The sequence below is a fragment of the Treponema sp. OMZ 305 genome, assembly GCF_024181325.1.
In the GTDB taxonomy this organism is placed as follows: Bacteria; Spirochaetota; Spirochaetia; order Treponematales; family Treponemataceae; genus Treponema.
This window is the reverse complement of sequence record NZ_CP051300.1, coordinates 1,135,431-1,152,036: the sequence shown is the minus strand read 5'-3', so window position 1 is coordinate 1,152,036 and position 16,606 is coordinate 1,135,431. Positions and strand designations below refer to the sequence as shown.

Below are 16,606 nucleotides of genomic sequence, written 5' to 3'. Positions count from 1 at the left end.
ATGATGCCCATTAGAGGATGATAAGATGATTGAGTTAAAAAATGTAACTTTTACCTATCATAACGCAGAGCGGAGCGCGGGAGTGTACGGCATCGACTTACAAATCCCGGCGGGACAGGTGGTGCTGCTATGCGGACTATCGGGCTGCGGTAAGACGACGATTACCCGCCTGATTAACGGGCTTGTCCCGGCGTATTATGCGGGAACGCTGGAAGGACAGGTACTTATCGACGGGAAGGATTCGGCGTCCGTAACGCTGTATGAACTTTCGCAAAAAGTCGGGTCGGTGTTTCAAAATCCGCGCTCTCAGTTTTTCAGTTTGGATTCCACGAGTGAAATCGCTTTCGGCTGCGAAAATACCGGCGTTCCGCGGGAAGAAATGTACCGCCGCATCGGGCAGGTAAGCAGAGACCTTGATATGGCTGACCTTTTGGATAGAAACCTGTTTGCGCTTTCAGGCGGAGAAAAGCAAAAAATAGCGTGTGCTTCTGCGGCGGCCATGCAGCCTGCCATATTCGTCTTGGATGAGCCTTCTTCCAATCTTGATCTCCGCTCCATTGCCAATTTGAAGGCGGTAATACGGAAATGGAAGGAGCAGGGAAAGACGGTCGTTATTGCCGAGCACCGCCTGTACTATCTGATGGAGATAGCCGACCGCGTGATCTATATGGAAAACGGACGGATTATCAAGGATTTTCCGATAGCGGAATTTCTGAAGGTGGACACGGAAGCGCTGCACCGGAAAGGATTGCGTTCGCAAAAGGCGATGGAATACACTCCGGGATGTATCCGTGTATGTCAAACCGGAGGAATCTTTGAAGGAAGCTTTGAATGTGCCCCCGCCGAAAAGTCTCCGGCATTTGACTGTGCCTCTGTCGAAAGCTCTCCAGCACCCGAATGTGCTTCCGCCGAAAAGCCGCCGGTATTCGAGCGGTATGTTACGTTTTCCGGTCTTGCGTTTTCTTACGGGAAAAAGCACGTTCTCGATATACCGGAGCTGAAGGTTCCTTCCGGTACGGTTACGGGTGTGCTTGGGTTTAACGGCGCAGGAAAATCGACTTTGGCGCGGGTTATCTGCGGGCTTGAAAAACGGGCGAAGGGGGTATTGAACGATAACGGAAAATTCTACACGGCAAAGGCGCGGCTGAAAAAGTCCTATATGGTGATGCAGGATGTTAACCATCAACTTTTTACGGAAAGCGTTATCGAAGAAGTCTTGTTGAGTATGGATTCAGGTGAAGGAAGTGGCGAAGCGGCGCGTCAAAAAGCTCGGCAAAAAGCGCTTGACATTTTGAGAGCGCTGAATCTTTCGGAATTTCAGGACGTTCATCCGATGGCATTATCGGGCGGACAAAAGCAGCGTCTTGCCGTCGCAAGCGCGATAGCTGCCGATAAGGAGTTCCTCATTTTTGACGAGCCGACCAGCGGCCTCGACTACGCACACATGCTGGAAGTTGCGGAAAATATCACACGCCTTGCCCGTGCAGGCAAAACCGTGTTCATCATCAGCCACGATCCGGAGCTAATTGCTGCATGCTGTAATTATCTCATTTTTATGGATGGCGGAAAGTTAGTATGGAGTGGCGGCTGGTCAGCGGCTGTTATTGAGAAGATGAAGGCGTTTTTTGAGGGAAGGTAGCTGGGAGAGTAAGCAGCAAGCTTAACTTAAAACGCTGCTCATTAAACGGTATTTGCTGTTTATAGCCTTTAAGTCGATTCCGGTACATTCTATCGAAAGCAGGAACACGGAAATCAACGTAATCATAAATCAGTACTTCTTCTTTTCCTGCAAAATTTCTGTGCAATCGGCCGCAGTATTGCGCAAGCGTCCCCTTCCAGCTGAACGGCATTGCAAGCATAAGCGTATCGAGCCGAGGATTGTCAATTGATCTTTTCCTGTGCGGTACTGTTCCGAGTAACAAGTACATGCGATGGATGATAGACATCTGCTGTTGCCGATTCCGGCATCGTCTGGGCTATTATTTGTAGGTTGTATTCAACCGCGACAGCGTCTTTATTTTTTGTGCTTTCTTCGGCGACTTTTTCTTCAAGGGCAAGCCGAATATCTTCATACGTTATCGCAAAAGAATGGAGTAATTCTATAAGTTCATTATGAGAAAGTGTTTCTAAATATGATAAAACAGCGGATGATCTATCGGACATTAATAAATGCCCTATTAAAGAAGCCGGTTGAGTTCCAATAATCGAAGCCGGAAAATTTCATCTGAACAATTAAGGCGATCCAAGCTCCATACGGCAGTATAAAACGTGCGCTGTTCAATCAAAGTCATACCACATTTTCCATCAGCTCCTCCCTCCGATAGCCGCATAGATCACAATGCCTACAAACAGCAGCATAATGACGTAGTCGGGTACGCGCATCTTTACCGCTTCATAAGATGTCCGTTTCCGTTCCGCGTCAAGACCGCGTGCAAGGGAAGCGGAGGCAAGCTCATCCATAACGGAGATACAGCTGAAAAGGAGTGGAATCAATATGTATTCGATCGTTTTAAAAGGCGCCCGTATCACCGCGCCCGGTTCAAGGGATATGCCTCTAAATGCCATAGCCTTCCGCACGCCGTCCCATTCTTCCTGCACTGTCGGGATAAACCTTAGCATGACGGAGAGGGGGATGATAACAAAGAGCGGAACGTGCAGAGCCGACAGCGCCGCGATGAGTTGACTGATCCGTGTTGTTTTAATTAAAAATGAGAGAGAAAGGAGTAAGGGAAAGCCGTACCGGCACATCATAATAAGTGCGACAAGAATTCCGGTTAGCGCGGGAGCGCCTGTGCCGGAGGTGATGATGCGGTAGCGCAGATATTCCATACAAGCAATAAGGGCGCCGCATTTGAGTGCAAACCATTTTTCCCCGCACAAGGCTAACAGTGCGCACATCGCTGCGCAGTACATCCACAACGCACATTCATTATAGGAAAAAGTACTGACAGCGATACCGGCACAAAATAAAAGCAGCTTTGTCCGCGGGTCAAGCTTTAAAAGCCCGCTCCCGATTCCGTACAGCCCGAACGCCATTTATACGGCTCCGGCTTTTTCAAAATGCTTTTTAACCAAATTTTTTGCGATAAGTGCGCCGCCGATTCCCCCTACAATAGCACAGCCCAGTATGGCGAACCATATTTTTCCGTGAAATGCCATGTTTGCAAACGACTGTGCATAAGCGGCGCCGCTGTATTTTTCCGAAAGCATCATAAATTTATCGTAATCGGTGAGCAGCATTAGCGTCGGAGCCGCCATATTGAGGTTGAAAAAAACAAATGACAGCAGATACATCTTGCGGGATTGATACTTACCTAAGAACAAAATCAGCTCGGCTATAAGCGCCGCCGCCAGTGAAAAAATCACTGCATACAAACTTTGCATGCAAGTGATCAGCGTAAAAAACAAGCCCGATATCAATGCAGCGCCGAACTTATGTACTTTAAGCACGCACAGCATATACACCGTACCGCATACCAGCCCCACCGTCAGCGGCGCCATAAAATACAGCACGGGAGAAATGGCGGAAGAACCCATTACGATAATCAGCATCAGCACGATATACAGCGCACCGAATGCTCCTGCATAGATAAAATCCTTTGTCCGCATTTTTTTATCGGATTGTGTCGTTGAACTCATTGTAGTTAAACTCCTTACGTTTGGAACTTAGACCTATTCTGAAACTTTCGTTTTCGAATAGGTCGACGAGTTCACGCATCGCGCAAATAGCACGATGCGAGAACATCACATTTCAAGGTAACCTGTTCAGAAAGGTGAGTTTCCGAACAGGTTTATTAATATGACGGTAATATATAACAGTGTTATGTGTCAATAAGCTGCATGTACACCGTCTATTGAAACATCTTTCTACTTTATGGCATACTAACCATGTGAAGGATGATACAACCATGCAGATAAGAAGCGATGAAATTACCATACCGCGGCAAAGTACCGTAAGGTTGTTGGCAGGCGTTTTGCAGCCGGAAAGAGAACCGTATCTCGTGTTTTCACCGGAGACAATGTCATTCCTTGCAGCGGTATCGGCTGAAATCGGCGCATCGGAACTGCATTCCATACCGGAGATTGCCGCATTCGGCTTCTGGTGCCGCAGGCCGCATCTTGAAGCCTTAGCCAAGCGCCATGCCTCACCATTTCCGCGTCTCGGCCGAGGCTTGGCGTTCCATATTGCGCCTTCAAATGTGCCGACGATGTTTGCCTATTCATATACAATCGGGCTGCTCGCAGGGAACGCAAATATCATTCGGCTGTCGGAGCGGGGCGGCGAGATCAGTATGATGCTCTGCGCCTGTATCGGCCGAGTGCTGGATCGCCCTGAGTTTGAAGCTATAAAACAGCGGACATCGTTTATCAGCTATGGTCGGGATGATACCGTAACGGCTGCGTATACGTCCGCGTGCGATGCGCGGATAGTATGGGGCGGGGACGAAACAATACGCCGCATACGTGCGCTTCCACTGCCGCCCCATGCGGTCGAACTGGTATTCCCCGATCGCTGGTCGTTTGCGCTGTTCAGTCAAGCCGCGTTTTCCCAAGCGGATGAAGAAACGCTTACTGTATGGGCGCACCGGTTTTACAACGATACCTATCTAATGGATCAAAATGCCTGTTCAGCCCCGCATCTTGTCGTGTGGGAAAACGACGGAGGAGACTCCGCAGTCCGTATTCGCTGGTGGGAAAAGGTTGCGGCGGAAGCTCAAGCAGCGTACCAATTCGGCGCCTATCAAGCGGCGCGGAAATACGAGCAGCTGTGCCTTTCCGCGATGACGCTACCGGAGAAAGTTTCCGTCAAACAGTATGCAGGTAACCTTTTATATGTCGCCAGTCTTACAACGCTGCCTGCCCAAGCAGCGGAGACGCTACGCGGAACATTCGGCTTTTTCTTTGAAACTGAAATCCGCAATAAAGAAGAATTGCTACCGCTGCTTTCGTTCAAGGTGCAGACGCTCTGCGCGGAAGGTTACCGGCGGGAAGAACTGGCGCAATTTTTTGCGCAGCGCCGCGCGGCAGGTATCGACCGAATCGTTGCGTTGGGGCAGGCGATGGAAATGGATACGATTTGGGACGGTAAAGATTTAATCGCGGAATTATCGCGGATCATCGTTTAAGCCGAAGCTTTCTTCTTTTACATCCTCTTGGAACATATCGACCATCGCGGTTAAGTATTCCTGTGCAAATACCATACTGCGCTCGTCGGCGAGTTCTTCGTTCGCGCTGCGCAGCTTTTGCAACAGGCTGAAAACGATATACGTCATCATTACCAATCCCGCCTTGGGATAGGCGTTAATATATTTTTTGAACTGACTGCGGGAAAGGATCAGCACGACGGTATCTTCGGCAGCGCTGACGGTAGCGGTGCTGAGTTCATCCTCCAATAGAGCTGATTCGCCGACCGAGGCATGATCTTTCAGTGTCGCGACATGCACCTCTTTGTTCCATTTTCCTTGTTTTACCACGTCAAGAGAACCGCTCATCAAGATATAAAAATTGGCATTTATCGTACCTTCGGCAATTAGCACCTCACCTTCGTCAAATGCGCAAAGCTGAGAAAACTGAGCAAGCGCCTCAAGTTCTTCTTCGGCAATGCAGGATAAAAAGGACACGGCCGATAATTCATTCCGCAACAGCGGCAGGGGAATTTCTACAATATTCATCTTCTCACTCCATAGGGTAATCGCATCAGACACTTTTGGGGATATCTCCGCATTAACACAGTATACGTGATCAACACAGTATACGTGCGCATATTAATAAAATCAAGATAAAAATAGATTTTTTAAATTAAAAGGTAAGTTGTAAATTAAAACACCCTGATACAATTGCTGTGATTGTCTCGGCAGGGAAAAACAACTATAATGCGTTTCTATTGTTGTGAATTATGTGTAAAGAAACTACCCGTGTTTATTTTGAAGATGATTATTGTGCGGTTGTGTATAAAGCAAGCGGCGAGAACTCCCAAACCTTTTTTACTCGGCTTTTTCCGCATAAACCGTTTATCGCTCCGGTCAACCGGCTTGATACCCCCGTATCAGGGCTTCTGCTGTTGGCTTTTTCTGCACCGGTACAAACGCTGTTTTCCCGCGCTTTTGAAGCCGGTTCAGTGCAAAAAGAATATTGGGCAATATGCGAACGGGCTCCGGTTCATTCTGCAGCAGCATCGGAGCCGCAGCGGCTGGAGCATTGGCTCGGCTTTCATACCAAAACACAAAAAGCCTTTGTCGGCGCGGCTCCTATCGAGATAATTCATGCAAATACAATTTCTGCCGGCATCACAAAACCTAAAAAGCATAAAAAGCCGACACTTAAAAAAGCCGTTTTATATTGGACTTTGTGCGGAAAAGGTGAGCGGTACGACTTTATCCGTATCAGTCCGGAAACAGGACGCACGCATCAGATTAGGGTACAGATGGCAGCCGCCGGGCATCCCATCAAGGGAGACTTAAAATACGGAGCGCGGCGCAGTGAACCGAGCGGCGGCATACGTCTACATTCTTATAAGCTGTCGTTTATCCATCCGGTTACGCACCAAACCGTTACCGTTGAAGCGCCGCCTATGCAGCAGGACACCCTCTGGAAGGCTTGCATAGCGGCCTGTATTACAGATACGGAGCGGCGCCCGTGAAGCGAGCAAAGAGGGTAACCAAGCAGGTAAGCGGGGCAGCCGGGTTTGAAGCGTACTATAGCGTTCTTTTCGGCGACCGTTGGCCGGCGCTTCGGGAAGCGCTCCTGCAAGAGACGCAGCCGGTTGCGTTTTCGGTGTGTGGCGGAAAGCCATACTACCTCGATCAGGCGAGCATCTATGCGGCACAAGCGCTTCCGCCGGTCGATGCGGGCTGCTATTTGGATATGTGCGCCGCTCCGGGCGGTAAAACGCTGGTACTTGTCTCCGGTATGGGGCAGAAAGCTCAGTTGCAGGCAAACGAGCTTTCACGGGCGCGCCGAGCGCGGCTGCTCACCGTAGTTGACGAACACCTGCCGCCGGACATCCGCACCCGCGTCGAAGTTACCGGCTATGACGCCGCTACTCTCCCCCGCTACAGGCAAGCGTATTACGACCGCATTTTGCTGGATGCACCCTGTTCTTCGGAGCGCCATGTAATTACCGATGCGAAATACCTTGCCTGCTGGACACCTGCACGGATTAAAATGCTTGCGCAACGGCAATGGGCGCTCCTTTCGGCAGCCTTTCTTTTGCTGAAACCCGGCGGCTTTTTAGTGTACGCCACATGCGCGCTTGCCGATGCGGAAAACGACGCCGTTGTACAAAAGCTGCTAAAAAAATACGGAACCCAAGCCGCTGTCCATAGCGGCACCGCATCCGAATTGGCCATAGGCGATACCAAAGCTGCTGATGGAAGCGTGTCAGCTATTCATACCGTTACAGCGTCGTTAGAACCGGCGGCGGCTCATACCGAAACCGCCGGTAAAAACAGCGCCTCACCCATACGCAGCGAGAAAACGCTATTCGGCTGCCGGTTTTTACCCGACACCTGCGGAGGAGCAGGCCCCTTGTATTTTTCGCTTATCGAAAAAGTGAATCACGAGGAGCTTTAAAAACAGAAGCTTTAAAGCTCCTCGCACAGCAAAGAAGGATACCATGATAACAGAGCAAATAAACCACAATGATCAAACAGGTCATAATGAACAAACCGACGCAGCCGATACGCTGCTACAGGGACGCCCCATCAGAACCTTTGTGCTGCGGAAGGGACGCATTACCGAAGCTCAAAAAAAAGCATATACGGAATATGCGCCGCGCTGGTGCATCCCCTACGAACCGCGCCAGCTTTCTTTTACGGAACTGTTTGCGAATGAGCATCCTGTTATCATCGAAATAGGATTCGGCATGGGGGTTGCAACAGCTGAAATCGCAGCGCAGCATCCCGAAATGAACTATATCGGAATCGAGGTTTTTCAAGCAGGGGTCGGGAAGCTGCTAAACGAAATTGAGCAGCGCGGTCTTAAAAATATCCGCATTATCGAACATGATGCTATCGAAGTACTGGAAAATATGATTCCCGATGCCTCAATCGCAGGGTTCCATATCTTTTTTCCCGACCCGTGGCAAAAGAAAAAGCACCATAAGCGGCGGCTGCTTCATCGCCCCAGAACCGACTTGCTCGCTCGAAAACTGCAAGCAACCGGCTACCTTTATATGGTAACCGATTGGTACGACTATGCGGAGGATGCCTTTGCTGAGCTTTCGGCCACCGAAGGGATCCGCTCAAAATACGAAGGATTCGCCCCTCCGCAACCATGGCGCCCCAAAACCAAATTCGAGCAAAAAGGCCTCAATAAAGCGCACCCCATCACCGAGCTGATGTTCATCCGGCTCGCCTACAATCAACAACCCTGACGCAGAGCGTTCGTCAACACTATACATCCGTGTATAGTGTTGACTACAATGGTGTAGCTTTGCCACACCATTGCTACTGCGTGGAACCACCGCCATCCATGGCGGTAAGAAACGGCGGGTATTAAACCGCACGAATAACGCCCTTGCATGTTCCAATCGGACAAGTTATACTCGGTTATTGATGGCATCTCCGACAATTCGAAAACAAGTGACTATTCGCTTTTTGCATAGAACCGTACTTTTCCTCTTTACCGTTCTACTTGCCTTGTTTGCTTTGTTCATTTTAGGAAATATTCAAAACTTTTTGGATTCCAGTCAGATTATCATTCTGCAATTTCTTATCGCGGGCGGTATTTTACTATTCTTAGTTGCCGTTTTTGCTTTATTATTTGAAATCAACTACAGTATTTATTTACGGAAGCTCTACTACCCCGGACGTTGCATTATCAGCGGGATAGCCTGTATATTCGGACTGGCGATTGCAATTGCAGCTTCCGCTATCATTTTACTCTCTAACGGTCTTAATGAGGCATAAGGACATACAATGATTTTTGGGAAAAAACTATACGCGGGACGAGCTGCCGTGTGTACTCAAAATACGCAGGAGCAAATCAAAACTGCTGTCGTTACTGCATATACACGCTTTTTGGAAGTCAACGGATTGCGTGAAAAAGACATCGTTTCTCTCCAATTTTCGATTACATCCGATATAACTGCGGCAAATCCTGCAACTTTATTGCGCTCCGCCGGTTATGCTTCTGCGACTGTGCTTTTCTGCAGTACGGAACCGAATATCGACGGCAGTCCTCACGGTATCATCCGTTTTCTCTTTTATTACTATGGAAAAAAGAAAGCCGTACCGATCTATTTGGGCGGGGCGGAAAAACTCCGGCCGGATCTGTTTAATCACACAGCGTAGCGGATATTTCTGAAAATTATCGTTTTTAGAAGTTCCAACTACTTTCTTTTAAGGACATTCCAGTTTTATGAGCATCAAGAAAAACAGTACATCGATATGGGTTGTGAGCCGTGAATATGCCGGATTTGCAGAAGCCGGAGGAGTAAAAAACGTTGTAAAATCATTGGCTGAAGCAGCTGCCGATTACGGTTTCGCGGTTACGGTATTTTTACCCCGTTATGGAAACAACATCGAAGCTTTCGACACCTGTACAGGAGAAGTGAACATCCGTGTCGGCGATACCCTGCATTCAGTGCAATATTTTGAACTTTTTAGGAAAAATATCCGTTTCATCTTTATCGACTCCGGTATTTTCACGGAAAAAAAAGATATTTATACCTACTGTGCCGAAGAACTCGATTATTTTCGGGAAAAACTGCACCGACCTGATCTTAAAAAAGGAGACGGTTACATAGACAGCCATGAAATGAATGTATTATTCCAAAAAGCAGTCTATTGTTACGGATTACGCAGCCATACCGCTCCGCAAATACTGCATTGCCACGATGCCCACACCGCTTTGCTACCTGCGTTTGTCTCTGCCCGCTGTATGGGTAGACGCCTGTTTCGGCATACCCGCACACTTATCACCATTCATAACGCAGGGGACGGCTACCGTCAAACCTTTTATTCGTTTGAATATGCGGCACATTTAACCGATCTCCCTCACAGAGTATTGGAATACGGCAGAGTCGATTATACCGTCGAACCGTTTCTTGTCGGTTCCGCCTTTGCCGATTTAACGACGGTTTCTCCGTGGTATGCAAAGCAGCTGATTTCACCTGAGCATTCTCCATATTCGTATCTTTTTTCAAAAAGCCTTGCCGAAAAGCATATTCACATTACCGGCATTACCAACGGAATCGATTTTGCAGCCTATAACCCTTGTGAACCGGAGCGTTCGGGGCTTCCCTTTGCATTCGACGTGCAAAAAGAGCAGTTTGAAGGAAAATATGCATGCCGTTCATTTTTACTGGATAAACTGCAGACGCAGACCTGTACAGCGCCACTGTATGATGGCATACAGCAATACGGCAGCATGAGCACACAGGAACAGAACCGGACACTCTACATAATGTACCACGGCCGGTTAGTTCGGCAAAAAGGGGTAGATGTGTTACTCAAAGCAATTCCCCGCATACTGGAACACTCCCCTAACCTACGATTTATTGTGATGGGACAGGGAAACCCCGAGCTTGAAACCGAAGCAATGACCCTCGCTGCCGCGCTGCCCGGGAAATTCGTGTACTGCAAGGGATATAATCGAAAGGCGGCAAGGCTCATCACTGCAGCAGCGGACTTTATCGTCTTACCGAGCTTATTTGAACCATGCGGCTTGGAAGATCTTATCGCTCAAGTTTACGGTACTATCCCGATTGCGAACGCACAAGGAGGCTTGCAAAAAATCATAAACGGAAAAACAGGTTTTTTATACACACTTCCTGACGGCGAAGAACAAAACACCGAAATACATGTCGGCACATTGACGGAGACCGTGCTAAAGCAAACAGAATATTTTTTCGCAAGCAGCAAAGCAAAACTCACCGATATTCCGTATTTTAAAGATATTATTTTATACGCATACACAGCGCTTCACACGGAATTTTCATGGAAGTATATTTTTGACAAGCAATACCTAAAACTCTATTTTCCGCACAAATAATTTTTTTCTTTGTTATTCGTAAGGAGCGGCGCGGCATGGTGATTGAAAGTATCCCATTTTATGCCGATATACAAAGAGAGAATCAATAACAAGGAAAAAAATGAACAAAAAGATTATTATCGATTTTTTAGACGAGCATTGGAATGACTTTGCCTCTTTGTTATCCGAAGCAGATACGGCAGCCGGTCGCACACTTATGGAGCAATTTCCCAATGACCTCTGCGAATTTGCGAGTTTGCTTTCAAAAATAATGACTGGACAACAAATGCGGACAGTTGATAAACAAAAAGGGCTTTTAGAAAAAGCACGGCAATTCCGAAAAAATGCTTCCCTCAATGATGGCAAAAAACAAGCTTCAATTATCGTTAAAAACGGTCTTTTTACGGTGCGCCCTCAACAATACAACGAAGCATTAAATAGCTCCTTTAAAACACTGGTCGATTCGGTTCTCTAGCACAAAACGGCAATTTATGGATAATAAAAGAAGATGTTCCAAAAGTTGATTACTTTCAGGACATCCCCACACAATCTAATGGATAATAGGAAATATGGAAGACAAAAATACTGAATCGGGACTTAAAAAGACAACTGTAGATATTCCAACTAAACGGCGGTTCGGCGATAGAAAAGAAGGGAGACGTATCCGCTCGATAGACCCTATGACGGTAGTGGCGCCCTTTATTATGCCGTCAAGAATAGGAGCGCAAAATTTATTCCAAGACAGCATTAATGTAGCGGCAATCGAGCATTTCGTACATAAAAAGAGAGCGGAAGGCCTTGCCGGTTTCGGTATCATGCATGTAGTAATCGCAGCATATATACGAACAATATCTCAGCGTCCGGGAATTAATCGTTTTTTGAGCGGTTTACGGCTGTATGCCCGCCATAATATAGAAGTTGTTATGGCTATCAAAAAAGAGATGTCGATAGAAGCCGAAGAAACAATGATGAAGTTTTTCTTTGACCGAAGCGCAACCGTTACCGATGTATATAACGAGATGACGCATAAAATAGACGAATATCGAAATAAACATAAAGAAAAAGAGAGCGCCTTTGATAAAGTTGCGCGGAAACTTGGATTTATGCCGAGTTTTCAATTACGAGCTGCAATCGCATTTCTGAACTGGCTCGACTTTCATAATTTATTACCCGAAAGACTAAGGCTCCTTAGCCCTTTTCACTGTTCCGTTGTCTTTTCTTCGATGGGATCGTTAGGTATCCGTCCTATATTTCATCATTTGTACAATTTCGGCAATGCCCCTGTATTTATCACTTTTAGTGCAATGCGAAGATCACAAAAAAGCGAACGGGACGGCACCGTTACCAATATACGGAATCTCGATCTCACCGTTACGACTGACGAGCGCATCTGCGACGGATTTTACTATGCATCTGCTTTCCACGAATTACATAAATATTTAGAGGATCCTGAATTGCTCGAACAACCACCCGAAAAAATTATCTACGATATCGATTGATAGGTTCATTGTTCCAAAATATTGCACGGAAACAGCTTGACACGTATCAAAAAATCGGATATAAATTATTCATTATTTTTGCCGTTGTAGCTCAGTCGGTAGAGCAAAGGACTGAAAATCCTTGTGTCGACAGTTCGATTCTGTCCGACGGCATTATTCAATCTTTTCGCTGTTTTTAACTTTCTTTCAACACATTCTTGTCATTGATTCTATATTTTATAGCTGCTTTTACTATTGATTTTGTATTCTATCCTTTAATAAACCTGTTCGGAAACTCACCTTTCTGAACAGGTTACCTTGAAATGCGATGCGTGAAATCGTCGACCTATTCGAAAACGAAAGTTTCAGAATAGGTCTAATATAAATGATACAGATGTCATAATGAATATCTTCCTCAAAAATTTAAAAAATCGTGAGAGTTTGAGTATTTTTAAGTAGTGTATATAGTGTATATATAGAAAAAACAAGAAATGAAAACCGGCGAAACCTCAGCTACCTATTCGCCTCTAACTATTTTAAAATAAAATGGGGAGACAAGGATTCGAACCTTGGAAGGCGGAGCCAACAGATTTACAGTCTGCCCCCTTTGACCGCTCGGGAATCTCCCCATATCGATGAGCCAACTTAGGGATTCGAACCCTAGACCCCGAGATTACAAATCACGTGCTCTGGCCAGCTGAGCTAAGTTGGCATAAATATGAGATGTATCATATCGGTTTCTTTATAGTCTGTCAAGTATAAAAAACTTCTAAAACAGGGATTCCGCATTATAAATAGTGTCAAAAAAACAGTAGCTCACACGGTATAAAAGATGGTAAAATGTTCTTGGGGTGGAACAATGACATTACAAGAATCATTTGAAAACATTAAAGACGAAAGGATCGAAAGATGCAAGAAACACAATCTCGTCGATATACTGATGCTCGTGTTTGTGGGAGTATTGTGCGGGTATAAAAGCATAGAACAAATACAATTTTATGCAACATTAAGCGAACAAACCCTCAAAAAATATCTGAAACTGGAAAATGGCATCCCCAGCAGCGATACGATTCTGCGAGTGCTTGCAAGGATTGATGCAAAGCAGCTTGAAAAAGTATTCATAGAATATGCGCGGGAAGTATTCGGCAAGCATATTGCAGAAAATGAAGTATTAGCGATTGACGGAAAAACTATCCGGCGCTCTGAATATGCACCGACAGGCGAAGATAAAAAGGCTCATAAAGCTGCTCATGTTGTTTCGGCTTGGGCGCACTCCCTAGGTGTGTGCTTCGGGCAGGTGAAAACAGAAGAAAAATCAAATGAAATCACCGCCATTCCTGAACTTCTGGATCTGTTAGACTTAAAAGGGATGATTATTACTATAGATGCGATGGGTTGCCAGAAAAAAATCGTTGAGAAAATAGCAGAAAAGGAAGCGGAGTATGTCATTTCTCTGAAAGGAAATCAGCAATCGATCCATCGGGATGTAAAAGAGTTTTTTGAGCACCCCTGTGATGACGCTTATTGTCAGTATTACAATATTCAGCGAGGAGAATATAGCCTTGAAATTGGACACGGACGAATTGAAAAACGCACCTGTTATCTTTGCGGGAATATTGATTGGCTTTCAGAAAAAGATGAATGGAAGAATCTCAATGGCGTTGGAATGCTCGTGTGCGAAAGAACGGTAAAGAAGACTGGGAAGAAATCCGTTGAACAAAGATATTTTTTGACCTCACTGACAGATGTGCACAAGGCAGCATTTGCGATGAGGGCTCATTGGGGGATAGAAAATAACCTGCATTGGGTTCTCGATGCAATTCTCAATGAGGATTATTGTCTTGTGCGGAAAGACAATGCGGCAGCAAACTTAAGCGTCTTACGAAAAATTGTCTTGAATATACTCAAACAGGTTGACTTTTCGGATATCATAAAAGCAAAAAAAATGCCGCTTCTCCATAAGCAACACCTATGCAACAAACGAGAAGATTGCCTCGATAGAGTATTGCTCTCGTTATAATGCGGAATCCCTGACTTCTAAAAACTCCAGTTTTTAGAGATCCTCTGCGCATTTACACCAGCAAAACAAAAAGAGCGTGGAAATGCAGCAAAAGGTGCTTACTTTTTCGCCATTTCCACGCTCCAACCACAATCAACATACCTCGACGCAGAGCATCGGGGTATTAAACCTTCCGCACGAATCAACTTGAGGATAATCCTCTTTACCCCCTTACAGTTTGTGCATTTTCTTAGGCTGCGTCATATTCTCCGGTTTTAGAATTTCGTCAAGCGCTTCCTTCGATAATAGGCCGCGCTCCAACACAAGGTCGTAGACGCTACGGTTGTCTTTGAGGGCGGTTTTGGCAATATCGCTTGAAGTTTCATAGCCGAGTACGGGATTAAGCGCTGTTACCAACCCGATGCTCCGGTAGGTCAGTTCCTTACACCGCTCCACATTCGCTTCGATGCCGTCGATACAGCGCTGCCGAAGCGTGGACATACCGTTGTTTAAAATCGAAATCGATTCCAAGATACTGTAAATAATAACCGGTTCAAAGACGTTCAGCTCCAACTGCCCCGCTTCGGCGGCCATCATCACCGTCGTATCGTTTCCGATAACACGGAAGCATACCTGATTCATTACTTCGGGGATAACGGGATTGACTTTGCCCGGCATAATCGATGAACCCGGCTGCATTGCCGGAAGATGTATTTCATTTAAACCGGCACGCGGACCCGATCCGAGCAGTCGCAGGTCGTTGCATATCTTTGAAATTTTTACCGCAAGGCGTTTTAGTTGCCCCGAATAGGAAACAAAACAGGTGGTATCATTCGTTGCGGCAATCAAATTCTTCGCTTTCGTAACAGGGTAGCCCGAAATTTCTGCCAGCCGTTTTGTTACCAAATCCGCATAAGCAGGGTCGCTGTTGATACCGGTTCCGATAGCGGTTGCCCCCATATTGATTTCGAGTAAGCCGGAAACAGCCTGCCGGATATGGGACACTTCCTCCTCCAAACTCGCTGCATACGATTCAAATTCCTGACCGAGTGTCATCGGTACCGCATCCTGCAGCTGCGTTCGCCCCATTTTGATATGCCCGCCGAATTCTTTTCCTTTTTTACGGAAAGAAGCAACCAAGTTTTCAAGCTCGGTAATCAGTCCTTCCGTATGTAAACAGATACCGAGTTTTGCTGCCGTCGGATATGCGTCGTTGGTAGACTGTGCAAGGTTGATGTGATTGTTCGGATGGCAGAATTGGTATTCGCCTTTTTTATGTCCCAGCAGCTCAAGCGCGCGGTTTGCAATCACCTCATTTGCATTCATATTGGTAGACGTTCCCGCTCCGCCTTGAATCATATCCGCAGGGAATTGCTCATGCAGTTTACCGGCGATGATTTCTTTACAAGCAGTGATAATGGCTTCCGCTGTCGGTTTTTCCAACAACCCTAATTCATAGTTTGCCTGTGCTGCCGCCTGCTTAACCATCGCAAGGGCTTTGATAAACCCCGGATAGGCGGAAAGATGCACGCCGGTAATATTGAAATTTTCCATACAACGGAGCGTTTGTACACCGTAATACGCCTCGTCGGGAACGTCCCGATAACCTAAAAGATCATGTTCTTGCCGCATTGTTTCCTCCTTCTCTTGGCAATTGAAAAACACTAAAGACTGAGTTTTTAGAGCATTTCAGCTCAATTTTCTTATCAGCAGATAAATTTTCTTATTTCTGTTGCAACTCGTGGAGTGAATCAAAAGGATAAACACCACTTACGGTTGTCTCGATTCGATTACCGGCGGATGAGCCGAATATAACCGGAGCATCCGGCTGCATAAACTCGGAGATAACCTGCCGGCACGCGCCGCACGGCCCCACCGGATAATCCGCATCGGGAGTTGCGATTGCAATAGCCATAAAATTTCTTTTACCCATTGCGACCGCGCTGAAAATAGCGGTACGTTCGGCGCAGTTGGTCAATCCGTAAGAACGGTTTTCAACATTTACGCCGGTAACGACACTCCCGTCATCAAGTAGTAATGCAGCGCCTACTCTAAAATGAGAATAAGGAGCGTACGCATTTTTCGCAGCTTCCATAGCTTGTTCAAAGAGATGTTCGTACTTACTTGAATTTTTCATATTACTATTATACCATAC

At 46.4% G+C, this 16,606-nt stretch carries 18 protein-coding genes and 3 tRNA genes; 12 read left to right on the top strand and 9 right to left on the bottom strand.

Annotated elements, in window-relative coordinates; all coding sequences use genetic code 11:
• Positions 1 to 25: 25 nt before the first annotated feature.
• Positions 26 to 1,639: an ABC transporter ATP-binding protein gene (locus ABK01_RS05170; protein WP_253676475.1), complete on the top strand. Its 1,614-nt coding sequence runs from the start codon at positions 26 to 28 to the stop codon at positions 1,637 to 1,639.
• On the opposite strand, the gene ABK01_RS05165 is transcribed toward ABK01_RS05170, so the two are convergent.
• From ABK01_RS05165 to ABK01_RS05150, 4 genes are all read right to left on the bottom strand, one after another.
• Positions 1,602 to 1,859, bottom strand: coding sequence for a hypothetical protein (locus ABK01_RS05165; protein ID WP_253676474.1), 258 nt, complete (start codon positions 1,857 to 1,859; stop codon positions 1,602 to 1,604). The genes ABK01_RS05170 and ABK01_RS05165 overlap by 38 nt on opposite strands.
• A gap of 22 nt (positions 1,860 to 1,881) precedes the next feature.
• The gene (locus ABK01_RS05160; protein ID WP_253676473.1) at positions 1,882 to 2,163 is read right to left on the bottom strand and encodes a hypothetical protein; all 282 of its coding nucleotides are present in this window, start codon (positions 2,161 to 2,163) and stop codon (positions 1,882 to 1,884) included.
• A gap of 141 nt (positions 2,164 to 2,304) precedes the next feature.
• Positions 2,305 to 3,036, bottom strand: coding sequence for an energy-coupling factor transporter transmembrane component T (locus tag ABK01_RS05155; RefSeq protein WP_253676472.1), 732 nt, complete (start codon positions 3,034 to 3,036; stop codon positions 2,305 to 2,307).
• Entirely contained in the window at positions 3,037 to 3,639 is a 603-nt protein-coding gene (locus tag ABK01_RS05150; RefSeq protein ID WP_253676471.1) for an MptD family putative ECF transporter S component, read from the bottom strand. It lies immediately after the preceding gene.
• Between the two features lie 269 nt (positions 3,640 to 3,908).
• On the opposite strand from ABK01_RS05150, the gene ABK01_RS05145 reads away from it, so the two are divergent.
• On the top strand, positions 3,909 to 5,126 hold the full coding sequence (locus tag ABK01_RS05145) for an acyl-CoA reductase (RefSeq protein ID WP_212566369.1): 1,218 nt from the start codon (positions 3,909 to 3,911) through the stop codon (positions 5,124 to 5,126).
• Here ABK01_RS05145 and ABK01_RS05140 read toward each other — a convergent pair.
• Positions 5,106 to 5,672 (bottom strand): cyclic nucleotide-binding domain-containing protein, encoded by a 567-nt coding sequence (locus ABK01_RS05140; protein WP_212566368.1) that lies wholly within the window; start codon positions 5,670 to 5,672, stop codon positions 5,106 to 5,108. The genes ABK01_RS05145 and ABK01_RS05140 overlap by 21 nt on opposite strands.
• 224 nt (positions 5,673 to 5,896) lie before the next feature.
• Between ABK01_RS05140 and ABK01_RS05135 the strand changes: the two genes are divergently transcribed.
• The 9 genes from ABK01_RS05135 to ABK01_RS05095 all read left to right on the top strand — a co-directional run bounded on the left by ABK01_RS05135 (position 5,897) and on the right by ABK01_RS05095 (position 12,626).
• The gene (locus ABK01_RS05135; protein WP_253676470.1) at positions 5,897 to 6,640 is read left to right on the top strand and encodes an RluA family pseudouridine synthase; all 744 of its coding nucleotides are present in this window, start codon (positions 5,897 to 5,899) and stop codon (positions 6,638 to 6,640) included.
• On the top strand, positions 6,637 to 7,572 hold the full coding sequence (locus ABK01_RS05130; RefSeq protein WP_212566366.1) for an RsmB/NOP family class I SAM-dependent RNA methyltransferase: 936 nt from the start codon (positions 6,637 to 6,639) through the stop codon (positions 7,570 to 7,572). The genes ABK01_RS05135 and ABK01_RS05130 overlap by 4 nt, the downstream gene beginning before the upstream one ends.
• A 160-nt stretch (positions 7,573 to 7,732) precedes the next feature.
• A complete protein-coding gene (trmB, locus tag ABK01_RS05125; protein ID WP_371922034.1) occupies positions 7,733 to 8,374 on the top strand; it encodes a tRNA (guanosine(46)-N7)-methyltransferase TrmB in 642 nt (213 codons plus the stop codon).
• 181 nt (positions 8,375 to 8,555) lie between these two features.
• Entirely contained in the window at positions 8,556 to 8,909 is a 354-nt protein-coding gene (locus ABK01_RS05120) for a hypothetical protein (protein WP_212566365.1), read from the top strand.
• A 9-nt stretch (positions 8,910 to 8,918) separates the two neighbouring features.
• Positions 8,919 to 9,293 (top strand): chorismate mutase, encoded by a 375-nt coding sequence (locus ABK01_RS05115; protein ID WP_212566364.1) that lies wholly within the window; start codon positions 8,919 to 8,921, stop codon positions 9,291 to 9,293.
• 67 nt (positions 9,294 to 9,360) lie between these two features.
• Positions 9,361 to 10,995, top strand: coding sequence for a glycogen/starch synthase (locus tag ABK01_RS05110; protein WP_253676467.1), 1,635 nt, complete (start codon positions 9,361 to 9,363; stop codon positions 10,993 to 10,995).
• A gap of 100 nt (positions 10,996 to 11,095) precedes the next feature.
• Positions 11,096 to 11,449: a hypothetical protein gene (locus tag ABK01_RS05105; protein ID WP_253676466.1), complete on the top strand. Its 354-nt coding sequence runs from the start codon at positions 11,096 to 11,098 to the stop codon at positions 11,447 to 11,449.
• A gap of 94 nt (positions 11,450 to 11,543) precedes the next feature.
• Positions 11,544 to 12,473 carry a hypothetical protein gene (locus tag ABK01_RS05100; RefSeq protein WP_212566362.1) on the top strand — a complete coding sequence of 310 codons (930 nt, stop codon included), beginning with the start codon at positions 11,544 to 11,546 and terminating at the stop codon, positions 12,471 to 12,473.
• A gap of 80 nt (positions 12,474 to 12,553) precedes the next feature.
• Positions 12,554 to 12,626, top strand: a tRNA-Phe gene (locus ABK01_RS05095).
• A 373-nt stretch (positions 12,627 to 12,999) separates the two neighbouring features.
• Here ABK01_RS05095 and ABK01_RS05090 read toward each other — a convergent pair.
• Together ABK01_RS05090 and ABK01_RS05085 are read right to left on the bottom strand one after the other, a co-directional pair.
• Positions 13,000 to 13,081, bottom strand: a tRNA-Tyr gene (locus tag ABK01_RS05090).
• Between the two features lie 9 nt (positions 13,082 to 13,090).
• Positions 13,091 to 13,164, bottom strand: a tRNA-Thr gene (locus ABK01_RS05085).
• 147 nt (positions 13,165 to 13,311) lie between these two features.
• On the opposite strand from ABK01_RS05085, the gene ABK01_RS05080 reads away from it, so the two are divergent.
• Complete coding sequence (locus tag ABK01_RS05080; RefSeq protein ID WP_253675521.1) at positions 13,312 to 14,472, top strand: ISAs1 family transposase; 1,161 nt, start codon at positions 13,312 to 13,314, stop codon at positions 14,470 to 14,472.
• A gap of 210 nt (positions 14,473 to 14,682) precedes the next feature.
• Here ABK01_RS05080 and aspA read toward each other — a convergent pair whose 3' ends face one another.
• The gene (gene aspA / locus ABK01_RS05075; RefSeq protein ID WP_253676465.1) at positions 14,683 to 16,083 is read right to left on the bottom strand and encodes an aspartate ammonia-lyase; all 1,401 of its coding nucleotides are present in this window, start codon (positions 16,081 to 16,083) and stop codon (positions 14,683 to 14,685) included.
• A 91-nt stretch (positions 16,084 to 16,174) separates the two neighbouring features.
• Entirely contained in the window at positions 16,175 to 16,588 is a 414-nt protein-coding gene (locus tag ABK01_RS05070; protein ID WP_253676463.1) for a cytidine deaminase, read from the bottom strand.
• Positions 16,589 to 16,606: the final 18 nt, after the last annotated feature.

Bases quoted from the DNA above. Each gene is read 5' to 3' on its own strand.
- ABK01_RS05115 (WP_212566364.1), top strand. From the start codon at position 8,919: ATGATTTTTGGGAAAAAACTATACGCGGGACGAGCTGCCGTGTGTACT.
- aspA (WP_253676465.1), bottom strand. From the start codon at position 16,083: ATGCGGCAAGAACATGATCTTTTAGGTTATCGGGACGTTCCCGACGAG.
- ABK01_RS05100 (WP_212566362.1), top strand. From the start codon at position 11,544: ATGGAAGACAAAAATACTGAATCGGGACTTAAAAAGACAACTGTAGAT.
- ABK01_RS05145 (WP_212566369.1), top strand. From the start codon at position 3,909: ATGCAGATAAGAAGCGATGAAATTACCATACCGCGGCAAAGTACCGTA.
- ABK01_RS05105 (WP_253676466.1), top strand. From the start codon at position 11,096: ATGAACAAAAAGATTATTATCGATTTTTTAGACGAGCATTGGAATGAC.
- ABK01_RS05120 (WP_212566365.1), top strand. From the start codon at position 8,556: ATGGCATCTCCGACAATTCGAAAACAAGTGACTATTCGCTTTTTGCAT.
- ABK01_RS05070 (WP_253676463.1), bottom strand. From the start codon at position 16,588: ATGAAAAATTCAAGTAAGTACGAACATCTCTTTGAACAAGCTATGGAA.
- ABK01_RS05140 (WP_212566368.1), bottom strand. From the start codon at position 5,672: ATGAATATTGTAGAAATTCCCCTGCCGCTGTTGCGGAATGAATTATCG.
- ABK01_RS05110 (WP_253676467.1), top strand. From the start codon at position 9,361: ATGAGCATCAAGAAAAACAGTACATCGATATGGGTTGTGAGCCGTGAA.
- ABK01_RS05135 (WP_253676470.1), top strand. From the start codon at position 5,897: ATGTGTAAAGAAACTACCCGTGTTTATTTTGAAGATGATTATTGTGCG.
- ABK01_RS05170 (WP_253676475.1), top strand. From the start codon at position 26: ATGATTGAGTTAAAAAATGTAACTTTTACCTATCATAACGCAGAGCGG.
- ABK01_RS05160 (WP_253676473.1), bottom strand. From the start codon at position 2,163: ATGTCCGATAGATCATCCGCTGTTTTATCATATTTAGAAACACTTTCT.
- ABK01_RS05165 (WP_253676474.1), bottom strand. From the start codon at position 1,859: ATGCTTGCAATGCCGTTCAGCTGGAAGGGGACGCTTGCGCAATACTGC.
- ABK01_RS05155 (WP_253676472.1), bottom strand. From the start codon at position 3,036: ATGGCGTTCGGGCTGTACGGAATCGGGAGCGGGCTTTTAAAGCTTGAC.
- ABK01_RS05080 (WP_253675521.1), top strand. From the start codon at position 13,312: ATGACATTACAAGAATCATTTGAAAACATTAAAGACGAAAGGATCGAA.
- ABK01_RS05150 (WP_253676471.1), bottom strand. From the start codon at position 3,639: ATGAGTTCAACGACACAATCCGATAAAAAAATGCGGACAAAGGATTTT.